The 16,982-nt window shown below is 71.3% G+C and carries 14 protein-coding genes; 10 read left to right on the forward strand and 4 right to left on the reverse strand.

The window, feature by feature from the left end:
- The 9 genes from ACFVX6_RS32425 to ACFVX6_RS32465 all read left to right on the forward strand — a co-directional run bounded on the left by ACFVX6_RS32425 (position 1) and on the right by ACFVX6_RS32465 (position 9,166).
- On the forward strand, positions 1-879 hold the full coding sequence (locus ACFVX6_RS32425) for a CoxG family protein (protein ID WP_389697557.1): 879 nt from the start codon (positions 1-3) through the stop codon (positions 877-879).
- 65 nt (positions 880-944) lie between these two features.
- Positions 945-1,733 carry an aldose 1-epimerase gene (locus tag ACFVX6_RS32430; protein ID WP_389697559.1) on the forward strand — a complete coding sequence of 263 codons (789 nt, stop codon included), beginning with the start codon at positions 945-947 and terminating at the stop codon, positions 1,731-1,733.
- 21 nt (positions 1,734-1,754) lie between these two features.
- Complete coding sequence (gene pyrE / locus ACFVX6_RS32435) at positions 1,755-2,294, forward strand: orotate phosphoribosyltransferase (protein ID WP_250748753.1); 540 nt, start codon at positions 1,755-1,757, stop codon at positions 2,292-2,294.
- Positions 2,295-2,548: 254 nt separating this feature from the next.
- Positions 2,549-3,571: a class II fructose-bisphosphate aldolase gene (gene fbaA / locus ACFVX6_RS32440; RefSeq protein ID WP_243330679.1), complete on the forward strand. Its 1,023-nt coding sequence runs from the start codon at positions 2,549-2,551 to the stop codon at positions 3,569-3,571.
- A 114-nt stretch (positions 3,572-3,685) separates the two neighbouring features.
- Positions 3,686-4,099: a DUF3151 domain-containing protein gene (locus ACFVX6_RS32445; RefSeq protein WP_389697561.1), complete on the forward strand. Its 414-nt coding sequence runs from the start codon at positions 3,686-3,688 to the stop codon at positions 4,097-4,099.
- Positions 4,100-4,286: 187 nt separating this feature from the next.
- Positions 4,287-5,135: a tryptophan 2,3-dioxygenase family protein gene (locus ACFVX6_RS32450; RefSeq protein ID WP_389697563.1), complete on the forward strand. Its 849-nt coding sequence runs from the start codon at positions 4,287-4,289 to the stop codon at positions 5,133-5,135.
- A complete protein-coding gene (gene kynU, locus ACFVX6_RS32455; protein ID WP_389697565.1) occupies positions 5,128-6,375 on the forward strand; it encodes a kynureninase in 1,248 nt (415 codons plus the stop codon). The genes ACFVX6_RS32450 and kynU overlap by 8 nt, the downstream gene beginning before the upstream one ends.
- Before the next feature lie 169 nt (positions 6,376-6,544).
- The gene (locus ACFVX6_RS32460; RefSeq protein WP_389697567.1) at positions 6,545-7,456 is read left to right on the forward strand and encodes an alpha/beta hydrolase; all 912 of its coding nucleotides are present in this window, start codon (positions 6,545-6,547) and stop codon (positions 7,454-7,456) included.
- Between the two features lie 102 nt (positions 7,457-7,558).
- Positions 7,559-9,166, forward strand: a complete 1,608-nt coding sequence (locus tag ACFVX6_RS32465) for a hypothetical protein (RefSeq protein WP_389697569.1) — start codon at positions 7,559-7,561, stop codon at positions 9,164-9,166.
- Between the two features lie 78 nt (positions 9,167-9,244).
- Here the strand turns inward: ACFVX6_RS32465 and ACFVX6_RS32470 are convergent, their stop codons facing one another.
- The 4 genes from ACFVX6_RS32470 to ACFVX6_RS32485 all read right to left on the reverse strand — a co-directional run bounded on the left by ACFVX6_RS32470 (position 9,245) and on the right by ACFVX6_RS32485 (position 15,055).
- On the reverse strand, positions 9,245-9,592 hold the full coding sequence (locus tag ACFVX6_RS32470) for a VOC family protein (protein ID WP_389697571.1): 348 nt from the start codon (positions 9,590-9,592) through the stop codon (positions 9,245-9,247).
- 95 nt (positions 9,593-9,687) lie between these two features.
- Positions 9,688-10,239, reverse strand: a complete 552-nt coding sequence (locus ACFVX6_RS32475) for a GNAT family N-acetyltransferase (protein ID WP_389697573.1) — start codon at positions 10,237-10,239, stop codon at positions 9,688-9,690.
- A 55-nt stretch (positions 10,240-10,294) separates the two neighbouring features.
- Positions 10,295-10,933 (reverse strand): DNA alkylation repair protein, encoded by a 639-nt coding sequence (locus ACFVX6_RS32480; RefSeq protein WP_389697579.1) that lies wholly within the window; start codon positions 10,931-10,933, stop codon positions 10,295-10,297.
- Between the two features lie 177 nt (positions 10,934-11,110).
- Positions 11,111-15,055 (reverse strand): hypothetical protein, encoded by a 3,945-nt coding sequence (locus ACFVX6_RS32485; RefSeq protein WP_389697575.1) that lies wholly within the window; start codon positions 15,053-15,055, stop codon positions 11,111-11,113.
- 216 nt (positions 15,056-15,271) lie between these two features.
- Between ACFVX6_RS32485 and ACFVX6_RS32490 the strand changes: the two genes are divergently transcribed.
- A complete protein-coding gene (locus ACFVX6_RS32490) occupies positions 15,272-16,921 on the forward strand; it encodes a hypothetical protein (protein WP_389697577.1) in 1,650 nt (549 codons plus the stop codon).
- Positions 16,922-16,982: the final 61 nt, after the last annotated feature.

Here is a 16,982-nt window from a genome sequence, read left to right on the forward strand (position 1 = left end):
ATGGAGCATCAGGTGTTCGTACCGGTCCCCTCCGCCGACGTCCGCGCCGTGCTGCGCGACCCCGCCCGGCTGGCGCGATGCGTGCCGGGGCTCCAGCAGGACGCCGATACCGAGGCCGGGCCGCTGTCCGGCCGGCTGAAGGTGCGGGTCGGCGGACACACCGTCACCTACCGCGGCACCCTCTCCGTCACCGAGCAGGACCCGGACCGCTTCACCCTCGCAGGCGAGGGCACCGAGGTGCGGGGGAGCGGGACCGTGAAGCTCTCCCTCGCGCTGCTCCTGACCGGGGCGGACGGCGGCACCCTGCTGGAGTTCACCGCCGAGTCCGCCGCCGACGGCCGCGCCGCCGCCTTCGCCCCCGACGCGGCCGCCACGGCCGCGCACCGCCTCCTGGACCGGGCCGCCGGGCACCTCGCGGCCCTCGCGGTCGACGGCGTCGCCGGGCCCGCCGACGCGGTGGCGGACGCCGAGGCGGACACCGACCTGGACACCGGCCTGGACGCGGACGTGGACTTGGACGCGGACCCGGACGTGGACCCCGGCCCGGGGTTCACCGAGGTCACCGCGTCCGTGTTCGACACCGAGGTCCCGCCCCCGTCCCTGGACCCGTTCCTGGAGGGCACCTTCGAGGGCATGGCCGACCTCGGGGACCTCGGCGGCCCCCCGCGCCCGCCGGCCGAGGCCGCGCACGCCCGCCGCACGATGATCGGCCGCAGCGCGGAGGAGGTCGACCACGCGCCCCCGCGCGGCCGCTACGCCCCGGTACCGGCCCCCACCTCCGCCTCGGCCAACGCCAACCTCCGCTGGATCGCCCCGGCCGCCGCCGTGGCCGTGGCCTCGGCGGTCCTCCTGGGCCGTGCCCTGCGCCGCCGCCGCTGACCCGGGGACCCGCCCGCTTTTCCGGACGGCCCTGATCACCCCGTCGGGCTGACTAAGGTCATGGCATGAGTACGCAACTGCGCGCCGGCGGCGCCGAGGTGACCATCGACCAGGAGAACGGCTGCCGGATCAGCAGTCTGCGCATCGACGGGACGGAACTGCTGCGGCAGGGGGACCACTACGGGTCCTTCCCCATGGTCCCGTGGTGCGGCCGGACCAGGGACGGGCAGTTCCAGGACGGTGCGACGCTGCACCAGCTTCCGCTCAACCACCCGCCGCACGCCATCCACGGCTTCGGCCGCGACGCCGCCTGGCGCCGCGCCCGGGCCACCGGCACCGAGGCCGCCTTCACGTACCCGCTCGCCGATCCGTGGCCCTACGAGGGCCTGGTCACGCAGATCTTCGAGCTCGGCGAGAACGCGCTGACCCTGACGCTGGGAATCGAGACCTACGGGGACTCCTTCCCGGCGCAGGCCGGCTGGCACCCCTGGTTCGTGCGCAACCTCGCCGCCGGCGGGGCCGACGTACGCATCGACTTCGAGGCCGCCTGGCAGGAGGAGCGCGGAGCCGACCACCTGCCCACCGGCAACCGCATCGACCCCAAGCCCGGCCCCTGGGACGACTGCTTCGGGATGCCGTACGGGGTCGACGTCACCCTCACGTGGCCCGACGCCCTGGAGCTGAAGGTCACCAGCCGCTCCGAATGGGTGGTCGTCTACGACGAGGAGCCCGAGGCCGTCTGCGTGGAACCGCAGTCGGGGCCGCCGAACGGGCTGAACAGCCTCCCGCAGCTGGTCACCCCCGTGGACCCGCTGGAGATCTCCACGACGTGGACGTGGCGGCGGCTCGGGTAGTGCCCAATTAAGCTCGGGGCCATGAGTGACGTACGCGATGCGCTTCTGCAGCAGATCAAGGACAAGGCCGTCGTGCACGGCAAGGTGATCCTCTCCTCCGGCCGCGAGGCCGACTACTACATCGACCTCCGCCGGATCACCCTGGACGGCGAAGCCGCCCCGCTGGTCGGCCAGGTCATGCTCGACCTCACCGCCGACCTGGAGTTCGACTGCGTCGGCGGCCTGACGCTGGGCGCCGACCCGGTCGCCACCTCGATGCTGCACGCCTCCGCCGCGCGCGGCGCACGCCTGGACGCCTTCGTCGTCCGCAAGGCGCAGAAGGCGCACGGCATGCAGCGCCGCATCGAGGGCACCGACGTGAAGGGCAAGCGCTGCCTGGTGGTCGAGGACACCTCGACCACCGGCGGTTCCCCGCTGACCGCCGTCGAGGCGGTCCGCGAGGCCGGCGGCGAGGTCGTTGCCGTCGCGACGATCGTCGACCGCGGCGCGGCCGACGCCATCGCGGCCGCGGGACTGCCTTACCTCACGGGCTACCAGCTCGATGACCTCGGTTTGTCCTAACCCTCGGACAGTGGGTCGTGCTTCCGCACAACTGGTGACTTAGGTCCTCGGAAGTCCGGAAGTAGGCCCTGACCTGCGCCTTTCCGGTCGGGGGGAGTGTTTCACGTGAAACACTCCCCCCGGATCGGGCCGCGCGGTGCCGTCGCGGAGGTGGAGTGGGGGCGCGAGTCTGGAAAGATGGGGACGACGGCAACGTCGCCCCCAGGTCAGGGCCCGCAATAAGCACACTCCCCGCACATCCAAGGAGCGGACAGATGCCCATCGCAACCCCCGAGGTCTACAACGAGATGCTCGACCGGGCGAAGGCAGGCAAGTTTGCCTACCCGGCGATCAACGTGACCTCGACCCAGACCCTGCACGCTGCACTGCGCGGCTTCGCGGAGGCCGAGAGCGACGGCATCATCCAGATCTCCACCGGTGGTGCGGAGTTCCTGGGTGGCCAGTACAACAAGGACATGGTCACCGGCGCCGCCGCCCTGGCCGAGTTCGCGCACATCGTGGCCGCCAAGTACGACATCACCGTCGCGCTGCACACGGACCACTGCCCCAAGGACAAGCTGGACGGCTACGTCCGCCCGCTGCTCGAGATCTCCGCCGAGCGCGTGGCCCGCGGCCTGAACCCGCTCTTCCAGTCGCACATGTGGGACGGCTCCGCCGAGACCCTGGCCGACAACCTGGCCATCGGCCAGGAGCTGCTCGCCAAGGCCGCCGCCGCGAAGATCATCCTCGAGGTCGAGATCACCCCGACCGGTGGCGAGGAAGACGGCGTCAGCCACGAGATCAACGACGAGCTGTACACCACCGTCGACGACGCGCTGCGCACCGCCGAGGCCCTGGGCCTGGGCGAGAAGGGCCGCTACCTGCTGGCCGCCTCCTTCGGCAACGTGCACGGCGTCTACAAGCCGGGCAACGTCGTCCTGCGCCCCGAGCTCCTCAAGGACCTCCAGGCCGGCGTCGGCGAGAAGTACGGCAAGTCCTCCCCGTTCGACTTCGTCTTCCACGGCGGCTCGGGCTCCACGGCCGAGGAGATCGCCACCGCGCTGGAGAACGGCGTCGTGAAGATGAACCTCGACACCGACACCCAGTACGCCTTCACCCGCCCGGTCGTGGACCACATGTTCCGCAACTACGACGCGGTCCTCAAGGTCGACGGCGAGGTCGGCACCAAGTCGAAGTACGACCCCCGCACGTGGGGCAAGGCCGCCGAGGCCGGCATGGCCGCGCGCGTCACCGAGGCCTGCGCGAACCTGCGTTCCACGGGCACGAAGCTCAAGTAACAGCGTCACGTAGCGGCTCACACAGCAGCGGCTACCCGGAAGGGCCCGGCTCCACCGTCCACGGACGGCGGGGCCGGGCCCTTTCCTCGTGCCCGCATCCCCCAGACTGTGGGCATGTCTCTTCACCAGAACCTTCTCGGGGGCCCCGCCCCCACCCACCTCCCCGACGAGCCGGGCATCGCGGCCCTCGCCGCGGGCACCCCCGCCGTCGAGGTGGCCGCCGCGCACCCGACCTCCTCCCTCGCCTGGGCCCTCCTCGCCGACGAGGCCTTCGCGGCCGGCCGCACGGTCGAGTCGTACGCGTACGCCCGTACGGGCTACCACCGCGGCCTGGACGCGCTGCGCCGCGCGGGCTGGAAGGGCCACGGCCCGGTGCCGTGGGAGCACGAGCCGAACCGCGGCTTCCTGCGCGCCCTGAACGCCCTGGCCCGCGCGGCCGGCGCGATCGACGAGAAGGAGGAGTACGAGCGCTGCTCGACCTTCCTGCGCGACTCCTCCGAGACGGCCGCGGACGTCCTCGCGGTCTGAGGCCGTGGGCGCGCGGTACCGGGCGGGCTCCCCTGGGGTCCGCCCGGTCGCGGAATGTGACGTACCCCACTGACTATTGAAGCCCTGCGGCACGACGGTCTTATGATGCGGACAGGGGACCGGAGCTCCACTCACCTCACCGGAAGGAGCGGACCGCTACCCGGAAGCACGTATCGAGGAGACAGCGATGTCGCACGCCCTTGATGCCTCCGGAGACGGCGGTTCGGACACCCCGAACCTCGACTTCGCCGGCACGACCCCCTACGAGGACTACGTCCAGGCGGACGTCCTCACCCACCTCCAGCACCTGCGCTCGGACGACCCGGGCGAGATGGTCTTCCTGGTCACCACCCAGGTCATGGAGCTGTGGTTCACGGTCATCGTCCACGAGTGGGAGACCGCCGCGAAGGCGCTCCGCGAGGACGAGCTCCCCGTCGCGATGGACGCGCTGAAACGATCCCTCCGCGAGCTGGAGGCCCTCAACGCCTCCTGGCGCCCCCTCGCCCAGCTGACCCCGGGCCAGTTCAACGCGTACCGCTCCGCCCTCGGCGAGGGTTCCGGCTTCCAGTCGGCGATGTACCGCCGGATGGAGTTCCTGCTCGGCGACAAGGCCGCCTCCATGCTGGTCCCGCACCGCGGCGCCCCGCGCGTCCACGCGGAGCTGGAGAAGGCCCTCCAGGAGCCCAGCATCTACGACGAGGTGCTGAGCCTGCTGGCCCGCCGCGGCCTGCCCGTCCCGGCGTCGGTCCTCGACCGCGACCTGACCCAGCGCTACGAGCCCTCGCCCGAGGTCGAAGCCGTCTGGACGGCCCTGTACGCGACCCCGGACGCCCACCTGGACCTGCACCGCCTCGGCGAGGTCCTCACCGACGTCGCCGAGCTGGTCTGGCGCTGGCGCAACGACCACCTGGTCGCCACCCGGCGCGCGATGGGCGCGAAGACGGGCACGGGCGGTTCGGCCGGCGTGACCTGGCTGGAGAAGCGCGCCCAGAAGAACGTCTTCCCGGAACTGTGGACGGCGCGCAGCCATGTCTGAGCAGACCGCCGGCACGACTCCCGGCACGACCCCCGACGCGACTCCCGGCCCTGACCTGGCGGCCCGCGCCGAAGCCCTGGACGCGGCCGATCCCCTCGGCAAGCTCCGCGACCGCTTCGCCCTCCCCGAGGGCGTGGTCTACCTCGACGGCAACAGCCTCGGCGCGCTCCCCGCAGGGGTGGCCGCCCGCCTCGCCGAGGTCGTCACGGAGCAGTGGGGCACCCGCCTGATCCGCTCCTGGACCGAGGGCGAAGCCAACTGGTGGAACGCCCCCGAACGCATCGGCGACCGGATAGCCCCGCTGGTCGGCGCCGCAGCCGGCCAGGTGGTCGTCGGCGACTCCACCAGCGTCAACCTCTTCAAGGCCCTGGTCGGCGCCGCCCGGCTGGCCGCGCCCGGCCGGACCGAGCTGCTCGTGGACGCCGCCACCTTCCCCACCGACGGCTACATCGCCGAGTCGGCGGCCCGGATGACGGGCCTGCGGGTCGTCCCGGTCGATCCGGCCGCCGCCGCGGGGGCGATGGGCCCGGACACCGCCGTGGTCCTCCTCAACCACGCCGATTACCGCACCGGCCGCCTGCACGACCTCCCCGCCCTCACCGCGGCCGCGCACGCCGCCGGGGCGCTCGTCGTCTGGGACCTGTGCCACACCGCCGGGGCGCTGCCCGTCGGCCTCGACGAGCACGCCGTGGACCTCGCGGTGGGCTGCACGTACAAGTACCTCAACGGCGGCCCCGGCGCCCCCGCGTACCTGTACGTCGCCGCCCGCCACCAGCCCGCCTTCGATTCCCCGCTGCCGGGCTGGAACGGCCATGCGGACCCCTTCGCGATGACCCCTTCCTACGAGGCCGCGCAGGGCGTGGCGCGGGCCCGCGTCGGCACCCCGGACATCCTGTCCATGCTCGCGCTGGAAGCCGCCCTCGACGCCTGGGACGGGGTCGCGGTCGAGGACGTCCGCGCGAAGTCCCTCGCGCTGACCGACTTCTTCCTCGACTGCGTGGCGGCGTACGTCCCGGCGGGCAAGGTCGAGCTGGTCACCCCCTCCGGGCACGACCAGCGCGCCAGCCAGGTGTCGCTGCGCACGGAGAACGCGGACGGGGTCATGCGCGAGCTCATCTCACGGGGGGTGATCGGGGACTTCCGCGCCCCCGACGTCCTGCGGTTCGGATTCACCCCGCTGTACGTCGGCTTCGCGGACGCGGAGCGTGCGGCGCGCGCACTGGGTCACATTTTCGGGTGAACCGGTAGCGAAACGTCACATCACCGCGCGGGCGGGGCTACGGCCCCGCCCGCGCCGGTATCTCTCCGGCCCGCCACGGAGGGGACCGTTCCGGCCTGATACGGTCCCGCCTGCCGGAACACCGGAACACCAGTCCCCCTAGTCCCACGCGTTACCGGAGGTTGAGCCGATGACGGACCCCGCAGTCGAACGGGACGCCGCCGAGGCCGCCTCGGCCTTCTCCCATCCGCCCGTGGCCCCCGACGCGACGGCCGCCTACGGGGAACACCCCGACCAGATCGTCGACTTCCACGCACCCCGCGGGGAACGGGCGCAGCCGGGCGTCGCGCGTTCCGCGCCGCTGGTCGTCGTCCTGCACGGCGGGGCGTGGCGCGCCCCGTACGACCGGCAACACATCACCCCCTTCGCGGACTTCCTGGCCCGGCAGGGATTCGCCGTCGCCAACGTCGAGTACCGGCGCGGCCGGTCCCCGGCATCGCAGCTCCTGCCCCACCAGGACGCCGAGGGACCGGTGGCCGGCCGCTGGCCCGAGACCTTCGACGACGTGGCCGCCGCCATGGACGCCCTGCCGGAGCTCGCCGCCGGCTGCCTGCCGGAGGCCGACCCCCGCCGCATGGTGCTGACCGGGCACTCGGCCGGAGGCCACCTCGCGCTGTGGGCCGCGGCCCGGCACGTGCTCCCGCAGGACGCCCCGGCCGGCTGGAGGCTGCCCTCGCCGCCGCTGCTGCGCGGAGTGGTGGCGCTGGCCCCGATCGCGGACTTCACGGTCGCGGAGGAGCTCGGGGTGTGCGGGGGTGCTTCGGCGCAACTCCTGGGCGGGGAGGGCGCCTTCGCGGCACGACGCCCGTACGCCGACCCGGCGGCGCTGCTCCCGACCGGCATCGCGACGGCGCTGGTCCAGGGGCGGAGCGACATCGTGGTCCCGGAGGCGGTGTCGGAGGCGTACGTCGCGGCGGCCGCGCTGGCGGGGGAGATGGTCGGACTGACCCTGCTGGACGGCATCGGCCACTTCCCGCTGATCGACCCGGCGGCGGATGGTTGTGCCGTGGTCGCCGAAGAAATCTCACAGCTGGCGTGGTAGTTCCGCTGGTTACGCTGATCAGGTTTGACTCTGACGGTGTTTGAAACAGCAAAATTGGGGGGTCCGGTGCGCAATCGCCGACTCGTAATATCTGCGGCCCTGATGGCCGCGGGACTCGGACTCATCCCGGGCATGGCCTCGGCCACGCCGACCGTGCCTGCGGCGCCCGTCGCGGAGAAGACGTACGACAGCCCTGCCGATCGCACGGTCCGCACGACGCTGCCCACGGTCAGCCGCGCGACCGCGGCCGGCGGGAACAAGGACCTCCGCGTCGGCGTGGGTGGCCACAGCAGCACCGCGCTCGGACTGGAGATCAAGACCGAGGTCACGAGCGAGGACGTGCCGCTCGACGTCACCATCGACTGGGGCGACGGGACGACGACCGAGTTCACCACGAAGGGGACCGGCGAGCAGCAGCACCCGCACACGTACACCGAGGTCGGCGAGTACCCGGTGAAGGTGACGGTCGTCGACGGCACCAACGGTGTCCGCGCCGAGAACGGGCTCACGCACCTCACCCTGGGCACCGAGTTCAACCCGTACGCCCCGACCCGGCTGCTGGACACCCGCAACGGCACGGGCACGAAGGCGGGCAAGGTCGCCGGGCGCGGCCATACCCGCGTGAAGGTGGCCGGCACGGGCGGCATTCCTGCGGGCGGCTCCGGCGTCGCGAGCGGCGTCGACTCGGTGGCCCTCAACGTCACGGTCACCAATACGGTCGCCCCCGGGCACGTGACGGTGTGGGAGGGCGACGACACGGGGATCCCCGAGACGTCGAACCTGAACTACGCGACCGGCCAGTCCGTCTCGAACACGGTCATCGCGAAGGTCGGTAGCGACGGCTACGTCGACCTCTTCAACGGCGGCTGGAGCCCCGTCGACCTGGTCGTCGACATCACGGGCTACTTCACGTACAAGGCGGCCAGCGGCTACACGGCGCTGAAGCCGACCCGCTTCGCCGACACCCGCGAGGGCCTCGGCACGGCCAAGGGCCAGGTTCCCGCGCGGACCTCGTTCCAGACCCGGGTCGGCGGCGTCAACCCCGTGCCCGGGGGGATCACGGCGGTGGCGCTGAACGTGACGGCGACCAACCCGAAGGACGCCGGTCACCTCTCCTTGTACCCGAGCGGTGCCATGGTCCCCACCGCGTCCAGCCTGAACTTCGCGGCCGGCGAGACGGTGGCGAACTCGGTGATCGTGCCGGTCGGCGCCGACGGCATGGTCAACGTCTTCAACGGCGGCTGGGCCCCGACCGACGTGGTGATCGACGTGGTCGGCTACTACAGCAAGGACAGCAAGGCGGCCTACCTCCCGACGGGGACGCACCGCACCCTCGACACCCGCAAGCCCGGCAGCTGGTACGGAGGCGGGAAGTTCCCGGCCCGCGACTACATCGCCCAGGGCTTCTCGGTGATCGACGACCCGGCGGGCGTCGAGGCGTTCGTGCTGAACACGACGGTCACCAACACCACGGACACCGGATTCCTGTCGGTGGCCCCGGGACCGTTCCCGTGGCTGGTCAACGACCAGCCCGGTGCGCCCGTAGCGCCGCGCCCGGTGTCCTCCAACCTGAACTGGACGGCCGGAAAGACCGTCCCGAACATGGTGCAGGCCGGTGACGGCGAGCACGGCATCATCCACTTCTGGAACCAGGGCTGGAAGGACGCCGACCTGATCGTCGACGTCTTCGGCGTCTACCAGACCAAGTAGCGCTCCCGGGGGCGGCTCGCGACGGCGTGCCGCCCCGCGTCAGGGGCGGGACGTCCCGGAGAACCGCGCCCGGAGCCGTCAGCGGTGGCCCAGCACGTTGACCACCCGTCCGCTGGGGTCGCGGACGAAGAACCGCCTCACGCCCCACTCCTCGTCCTGCAAGGGGTGCACGATCTCCGCGCCGCTCTCGCGGATGACTGCGTAGGCCGCGTCCACGTCGTCCACCTCGATGCTCATGTCGGGGACGACGGGTGCGGTCTTGTCACTGGTCATGACGCTGATCTGCGCCGCCGGGCTGGACGGGGAGGCGAGCGTCATGATCCAGCCGAGGTTCATGACCTCCTCGAAGCCCAGCAGGCCGTAGAACTCCTTGCTCTCCTGCGCGGCCTCCGACTGGATGTTGGGCACGACACGGCGAACGGCCATCGACGACTCCAAGTGAGAACGAACGTGTCCCTACGTCTCTCCAGGAGTACTACGCCACGTCCGCCGCCGCACGCACTCCCGACACCCGACTCCCGCTACCGACCGGCCGTGGCTGATCCAGAGGGAAGACGGAGTTCGAAGACGAGCTCGATCCCGTCGGTTTCGTTTCCCCGCTCGGCGACGCGGGTGAAGCCGAAGCCGGCGATGGTGGCCAGGGAAGCGGTGTTGTCGGATCGGATCGTGGCCCGGACGGTCCTGACATCGGGTTCTTCGGCGGCCCTGGCCAGGAGGGCGGTCAGCATGGCGCGGGCGTAGCCCTGGCGGCGGTAGGTGGACACGACGCTGTAGCCGACCTCGACCACGCCGTCTTCGCTCGGCGGGCCGTGGAACCCGGCGTCGCCGATGACCGTTCCGTCCGGCTCGGACACTGCGGCCCGGGTGGTCCAGGGGGCGGCGGACGGGTCCTTGGCGAGCTGATCGGCGCGGTAGCCGAAGATCCAGCGGGCACGGTCGGACACGAAGTATTCGTCGAGGGCCACCCCGGCCTCGGCGCTGCCACCTGCGAGGTCACCGTCGGCAAGAGCCCGCAGGGCCTTTGCGTTGAGCTTGACGAAGCGGACGCGCTTGGGGAGAAGTTCAGTACTCATCGCGGAGATGCTCACCCAGCGGGCGGGGGCTGTCCACCGCTTTATCGCCCGCCCGTCAGGTCTTCCGGCGCACCAGCTCGGTGATCCAGACGGGCGCGTACGGAGAGGTGCACCCGGGGGGTGTCGGATAGTCCTTGAGGACCTCCAGGCGCTCGCCGATGGCGAGTGCACGGGCCCGCTGATCGGCATGCTCGATGCCGATCTGGGCCAGGCAGTGGTTCATCGCCCACTGTAGGCGGTCAGGGGCGTCCTTCATCTCCGCCTCGATGACGTCGAGCAGCCCTGCGAGATCCAGACCATCGGGCTTCTTCGCCACCCGCTCGGTGGTCAGCGCCCACCCGGCGCTCGCGACCACGGGATCGGGATCGGCGAACCATGCGAGACGCAGCTCTTCCGCATGCGGGCTCTTCTTCACCACGTAGTTCACGAGCCAGTCGTGCACCTTGGGCCTGCGCGCGTCGCGCAGCATGGCGTCCAGCTCGTCCCGCCCGAAAGCCTTCGGGCGGCAGATCAGGATCGCCAACAGCCTCGCGGCGGTGTCACCCGTCTCCCAGAGCCGGCAGGCCAGTTCCTGCTGCGTCTTCAACCGCTTCGCGAGCGCGCGCAGCTTGCCGAGATTCACACCGTGATCGTCACCGTGCTTCTCGTTCACGGCCCGCGCCTTCGGGTCCTCCAGCGCGGCCAGCTCGGCCATCACCTCGGCCACCACAGTCTCAGCCACCGCAGTCTCCTCTCCGTCACGCACGGGATTCACCCTACGAGGGAACCCGTCACACCCACCTCTCCACCTGGCCCTACAACGCGAAGGTCCCGCCCGGTCGTAAGACCGGGCGGGACCTCCTGCGTTTCACTCAGTGCTCAGCGCTCACCCTTACGAGGTGAAGTACCCGTTCAAGTCGGCGATCACGTCCACCGAGCCGGAGTTGTTGAAGAACGTCACCCGGCCGTCCACCACCGGGACCACCACCAGGTTGGAGACGGTCTTGCCGGCCGTGAAGTTGAGGTTCGACACGTTGGGGCGGGCCGCTCCGTGCGGGTGGACGATGAGGTGGCTGTCGGACGTGGGGTTGGTGACCGTGACGTTCAGGACGACCGCGGTCACCCCCTGCGCCGGTACGCCTTCCACCCCGGCCACCTGCAGGCTGACCAGCCCGCCCGAGCCCACGGCTCCGGGGCGGGCGCCGGTGCCGTCGCGGGTGTCCAGGAGCCGGACCGGCGTACCCGACGAGAACGTCGAGCCGGTCGCCGAGTAGTAGCCGGTGACGTCGGCGATCAGGTCGACCGAGCCGGAGTTGTTGCGCAGGTCCACCTTTCCGTTGACCACCGGGACGACCACGAGGTTGGGCACGATCTGGCCGGGCGTGAAGTTGAGGTTCGAGACCCCGGGCACGGGCTGACCGTTCGGGTAGACCGTGACGTGGCCCGCCTCGGTGGGCTGGACGGCCGTGACGTTCATGACCACGGCGGTGACTCCGGTGGCCGGGACGCCCTTGACGCCCGCGACCTGGAGGGCGACCACGCCGCCCGTACCGACGCGCTGCTTCTTCGCGCCGGTGCCGTCGCGGGTGTCGAGGAACCGGGACGGGGTGATCGGGGTGAAGGAGGAGCCCGTCCCGGCCTTGTCGGTGTAGTAGCCCGTGACATCGGCGATCAGGTCGACGGTGCCGGCGCTGTTGCGCAGGTCCACCTTCCCGTTGACCACCGGAACCGTCACGAGGTTGGGCACGATCTGCCCGGCCGCGTAGTTGATGTTCGAGACCCCGGGCAGCGGGCGGCTGTTGGGGTAGACGGTGACGTGGCCCGGCTGGGTCGGCTGGACGGCCGTGACGTTCATGACCACGGCGGTGACTCCGGTGGCCGGGACGCCCTTGACGCCCGCGACCTGGAGGGTGACCACACCGCCCGCGCCGACGCGCTGCTTCTTCGCGCCGGTGCCGTCGCGGGTGTCCAGGAACCGGGACGGGGTCAGCGGCACGTACCGGGACTTGCCCGGAGTCGAGGCCGTCGTGACCGTGTACGCCTTCGGGAGGTAGCCCGGGGAGGGCACCCCGCTGGTGTGGCCGGCGCCCTCGCGGAGCAGGTCGTAGACGGCCGGGGGCAGATCGGTGGCGTCCACCTGGACGTTGAGGGCGGTGCCCTCGGCGTTGACGGAGACCGGGACGAGCGGCCGCTCGTGGCCGCCGCCCACCAGATTGAGCTTCGTGCCCAGGGTGAGGCCCGTACCGCTGACGACGGCCTGAGTCCGCGTACCGGTGGCGCTGGCGGCGGGGCTGATGCCGGTCGGGAGCTGGGCCGCGGGGGGAGTGCAGCCGGTGTCGCAGACGCCCTGCATGGTGAACTCGACGGGGGTGGAGGCCTTGTGGGGGCTCACCAGCAGGACGGCCCGGGTGGCCGGGGCACCGTGGCTGGCCATGCAGTTCACCTCGAACCGGCCCATCGAGCCCTGGCAGCTGTACTGGTGGGGTAGCCGGTTGTTCCATTCGGAGGCGCTGATCAGGTCCGTCAAGGGCGCTTCACCGTTGGTGGCGCTGCTGGTTCCGACGACGTCGAACCCCTGGCCACCCTTGATGTCGAGCACGGCGCAGTAGGCGGTGGAGGATTCGCTGAGCACTGCGCTGCGGGCCGGGAAGCCCTCGGGGGAGACCCGGTTCGCCGTGCACTCCGGAGCCCATCCGGCTGCCGTGCCCACCTTCCAGGTGTCCACGTTGGTGTGGATCGGCTTGTCCTCGTAGCCGAATGCGGTCATGACCATGACGTACGAGGTCGAGCCGGTGATCTTGCAGGAGATCGCGTACTGCCCGCAGACGACGTTGCCGGCAGCGTCGAGGACGATCGTCGCCGTGGTTTCGGACCGACCTCCGAGCGTCCGTGCGGTCAGCAGCATCTTGTCCGTGGCGGCGGCGGGAACCCGTACGCAGCGGGCGTCGAGGGACGAGGTCAGGTCGAAGGGGACGGAGGGTCCTCCGACCTTCGTGGACGCCGGGGCCGTGCAGGTCCCCGTCGGCGAGACGTCGCGTCGCACCAGCGTGTACGTGTCGGCTCCGCCCCAGCCGGCCAGCAGGGCCGTGTAGGGGGTGCCGGGGGTCATGCGGCACACGGCGATCGTGGAGTCGCCCGAAGCGCATGCCACGTTGCCCTGCGGGTCGACGATCCGGACCGTGGCGTTCAGCCTGTTCTGATGGTTGGTGTAGTCGATCACCTCGGCGGCCGAGTGCTTGTCGGCGGGCACGGACAGGCAGGCCTGTCCGATCTCGGCCGTCAGCTTGACCTGTCCACCGGTGGAGGACCCGAAGGTGGTCTGCGGCCAGGGAACGCAGCCTGCGGACTCGCCGGTGCGGTGGACCACCAGGCCGTACGCCTTGGAGGCGTCGCCGCTCAGCGCCACGCGGAACGGTGCGGTACCGGTCAGCTTGCAGACGACTTCCCGGGAGCCTTCGCACTGCTGGACGCCGGCCGCGTCGTAGACGACCGCGTCCGCCCTGGCGCCGTCGGCCGGGGCCCGGTCGAGGAGGTACACGCCCTTGCCGGTGGCGGTCGGGAGGGTCAGGCAGAGCTGCTGCCCGGGACCGCCGAAGGTGCCGGTCGCAGGGCCGGACACCAGGCCGCTGTCCCGGGTCGCGGTGCAGCCCCGGGTTTCCTTCGTGGAGTGGAAGGACATCCCGAAGGCGCTGTTGTCCGCACTGCCGGGAATGGCCGCCCAGGTGTAGTCGCCGGCGGCCAGGGTGCAGCCCTTCGCGCAGTCGGCGACATCGGTGCCCGCAGCCGTGTAAAGAAAGCCGTAGGGCGCGGAGCCGGTGGAGACCGGGGCGTAGGTGTACGGGCCCGCCGACGGGACGCGCAGCACGCGGCAGCGCACCGTGGAGGTCAGGTCCGGGGAGGCTCCGTAGGCCTGGGGCTCGACGACCGGGCAGCCTTCGGGCTTCGAGAACCGGGCGGCGGTGAAGGCGTAGGTCCCGGCCGCGCCGTAGGGCACCAGGACCGACACCCGGTACGGGGCGGGGCCGGTGAGGGTGCAGTCGAGCGCGTCGCCCTCGCGGTTCAGGGAGGAGCAGATCTCCTTGCCGGCGGCGTCGTAGACGCTTTCCAGCACCTGGTAGGAGGTGGCGTGGCTGCGCAGCACGTCGTTCGCGGCCAGGCCCAGCGTGTAGCAGTCGCCGGAGGAGCCGGCGCGCAGCGAGCGCTGGAACAGGGTCGGGGCGCCGAGCTTGGAGTCGGCGGCACCGACCGGGATGCAGGCGGTGGTGGAGAGCAGCGGGGTGTACGCGACGGAGGCGCCGGTCTCGTTGCTGCTGTTGTTCAGCAGCGTCAGCGTGTACGTGCCCGCGGTGGTGGTGGGGCAGCGCAGGGCGCCTTCGGTGAACGGGCGTACCGGCTCGCAGGTGACGGCCGAGCCGTCGGGTGCGAGGAGCCGGGGATAGAGCGACCCCTGGGCGGAGACGGCCTGGATGAGGACCAGGTCCTTCTGCTGCGGCAGGGTCAGCGCGATCCGGGCCGTCGTGCCGGACGGGACAGCGCAGTCGACGATCTCGTGCGGCTTCAGCGCCGCCGGGCAGGGGCCCGACGGGTCGGCCTGTACGAGCGAGCGGACGGCGGCCTCCCGGGCCGCCTTCGGGTCCGGCTTCGGCGCGGCCTGCGGGCCGGAAGCCTGCGGCGCGGTGGCGGCCGGACCGGCGGCCGCGGCCGGATCGGTCGTGGTGGTGCCGGGTGACGGGGCCGCGAGGGCGGACCCGCTCCGGCCGGTGAACGCCGTCAGCACGGCGAGCAGAAGGGCGCCGGAGGCGAGGGCCGTACGGCTTCTCCCCCTGGTCGCGGACATACCTCTGCCAAGCGGCAGCAACCTCATGAACCCCCCAGTTCAAGCAGGCCCGGTTCCGTGATCAGCACGGGGTTCGCGGGCAGGCGGAGCATATACCGCTGTGGGGCATGGCCGGTAAGGGGTTGTGTGCGGTGGTTAAGATCGCAAAGTTCGATCGAAATCAACAGAAGTGGGGGGCCGGTGCGCAATCGCCGACTCATAGTTTCGGCTGCCTTCGTGGCAGCAGGGGTGGGACTCCTTCCGGGCATCGCACAGGCGGCTCCGGCCGCTCCGGGCGGTCCCGGAGTGGCCCAGCCCGACCTCGGTCCGCTCGAGGCCGGGGGGCCCGAGAGCGAGACCGTCCGTAGCTCCGCCGACCGTACGGTCGTCACGCCGTTGGCCGGCGCGGGGAGCGGGGCGGCGGGGGCTCAGGGCAAGCTGAGCTCCGCATCTCCCGCCATCGCGCTGGAGGCCACCGCCACTACCCCACACCAGATGGATCTGTCGGTCCTCGCCACGAGCGAGGACGCCGAGCTCGACGTCACCGTCGACTGGGGCGACGGGACGAAGACCGAGGGCCAAGGCTCTGCGAGCCACGGCTCGAAGCGCTGGGACTTCTCGCACGGGTACGCGCTCGGGTCGTACACCATCAAGGTCACGGTGAAGGACACCACGCGCGGCGTCCAGGCTGTGAACGAGGTCAAGTTCGTCACCGCTGGTACCGAGTTCACCCCGCACGCGCCCACCCGGCTGCTGGACACCCGTGCCGGCGTCGGTGCCAAGAAGGCCAAGGTCGCGGGGCGCAGCTCGGTCGCCCTGAAGGTCGCGGGCGCCGCCGACGTGCCCGCCGGGGTCCGCGCGGTGGTCCTCAACGTCACCGTCACCAACACCACGGGCCCGGGTCACGTATCGGTCCAGTCCGACAAGGGACTGGCCGAGACGGTCGAGACCTCGAACGTGAACTACCTGGCGGGCCAGAGCGTCCCGAACCTGGTGATCGCGAACGTCGGCAAGGACGGTTTCGTCCACCTGTTCAACGGTGGCTGGGAGTCGGTCGACCTCCTCGCGGACGTCACCGGCTACTTCACGGCGTCGGAGGCCGGCGGCTACACCGCGCTGACTCCGACCCGCGTCCTGGACACGCGCGAGCGAATCGGTGGCCGGGTCCCCGAGTACGGCACCGTCGACGTCGCGATCGCCGGGGTCGGGCGCGTGCCGAAGGGGGCCACCGCCGTGGCGCTCAACCTGACCGTCACCAACCCGTGGCAAAGCGGCCACCTGACCGCTTACCCCGCCGGTCAGCAGGCTCCGGCCACGTCGAACGTGAACTTCGCTCCCGAACAGACGGTTGCCAACTCGGTGATCGTGCCGGTCGGCGCCGACGGGAAGATCACCGTACGCAACGGGAGTTGGATGTCGACCGACGTGGTCATCGACGTCGTCGGCTACTACGGTGCAGACAGCCCGGCCGCCTACGTGCCCGCCGGAGTCCCGTACCGGGTCGTGGACACGCGCAAGGACAAGTGGTGGGGCGGCAAGAAGTCCGGACCGGTGCCGGCCCGTTCGTACCTGCCGGTCTTCCTGCCGCAGGATCAGGACATCCACCCCGTCGTCGGCTGGGTGTTCAACGCCACGGTGACCAACACCACCGAGGTGGGCTTCCTGTCTGTCGCCGCTGACCACAACGAGGGGTCCGACTACCGAGACGGCACGGCGACCACGCCGCAACGGCCCGTCTCCTCGGCCCTGAACTGGACGGCGGGAGCGACCGTACCGAACCTGGTGCAGACGACCGTGGGCCAGGGCGCGGGCATCGACTTCTGGAACCAGGGGTGGAAGAGCGTTGACATGATCGTCGACGTGCAGGGCAAGTACCAGCTGGGCTGATCCAGCCGACCCACCGGCGGAAACGCGGGAGGGGCGGCGCGCACCGTACGGTGCGCGCCCT

It is taken from the genome of Streptomyces sp. NPDC058289 (assembly GCF_042880975.1).
GTDB classification, from domain to species: Bacteria; Actinomycetota; Actinomycetes; order Streptomycetales; family Streptomycetaceae; genus Streptomyces; species Streptomyces stoeckheimensis.

Excerpts from the sequence above, each read along its gene's own strand:
- ACFVX6_RS32425 (WP_389697557.1), top strand. The coding sequence starts at position 1 with ATGGAGCATCAGGTGTTCGTACCGGTCCCCTCCGCCGACGTCCGCGCC.
- ACFVX6_RS32430 (WP_389697559.1), top strand. The coding sequence starts at position 945 with ATGAGTACGCAACTGCGCGCCGGCGGCGCCGAGGTGACCATCGACCAG.
- pyrE (WP_250748753.1), top strand. The coding sequence starts at position 1,755 with ATGAGTGACGTACGCGATGCGCTTCTGCAGCAGATCAAGGACAAGGCC.
- fbaA (WP_243330679.1), top strand. The coding sequence starts at position 2,549 with ATGCCCATCGCAACCCCCGAGGTCTACAACGAGATGCTCGACCGGGCG.
- ACFVX6_RS32445 (WP_389697561.1), top strand. The coding sequence starts at position 3,686 with ATGTCTCTTCACCAGAACCTTCTCGGGGGCCCCGCCCCCACCCACCTC.
- ACFVX6_RS32450 (WP_389697563.1), top strand. The coding sequence starts at position 4,287 with ATGTCGCACGCCCTTGATGCCTCCGGAGACGGCGGTTCGGACACCCCG.
- kynU (WP_389697565.1), top strand. The coding sequence starts at position 5,128 with ATGTCTGAGCAGACCGCCGGCACGACTCCCGGCACGACCCCCGACGCG.
- ACFVX6_RS32460 (WP_389697567.1), top strand. The coding sequence starts at position 6,545 with ATGACGGACCCCGCAGTCGAACGGGACGCCGCCGAGGCCGCCTCGGCC.
- ACFVX6_RS32465 (WP_389697569.1), top strand. The coding sequence starts at position 7,559 with ATGGCCGCGGGACTCGGACTCATCCCGGGCATGGCCTCGGCCACGCCG.
- ACFVX6_RS32470 (WP_389697571.1), bottom strand. The coding sequence starts at position 9,592 with ATGGCCGTTCGCCGTGTCGTGCCCAACATCCAGTCGGAGGCCGCGCAG.
- ACFVX6_RS32475 (WP_389697573.1), bottom strand. The coding sequence starts at position 10,239 with ATGAGTACTGAACTTCTCCCCAAGCGCGTCCGCTTCGTCAAGCTCAAC.
- ACFVX6_RS32480 (WP_389697579.1), bottom strand. The coding sequence starts at position 10,933 with ATGGCCGAGCTGGCCGCGCTGGAGGACCCGAAGGCGCGGGCCGTGAAC.
- ACFVX6_RS32485 (WP_389697575.1), bottom strand. The coding sequence starts at position 15,055 with ATGTCCGCGACCAGGGGGAGAAGCCGTACGGCCCTCGCCTCCGGCGCC.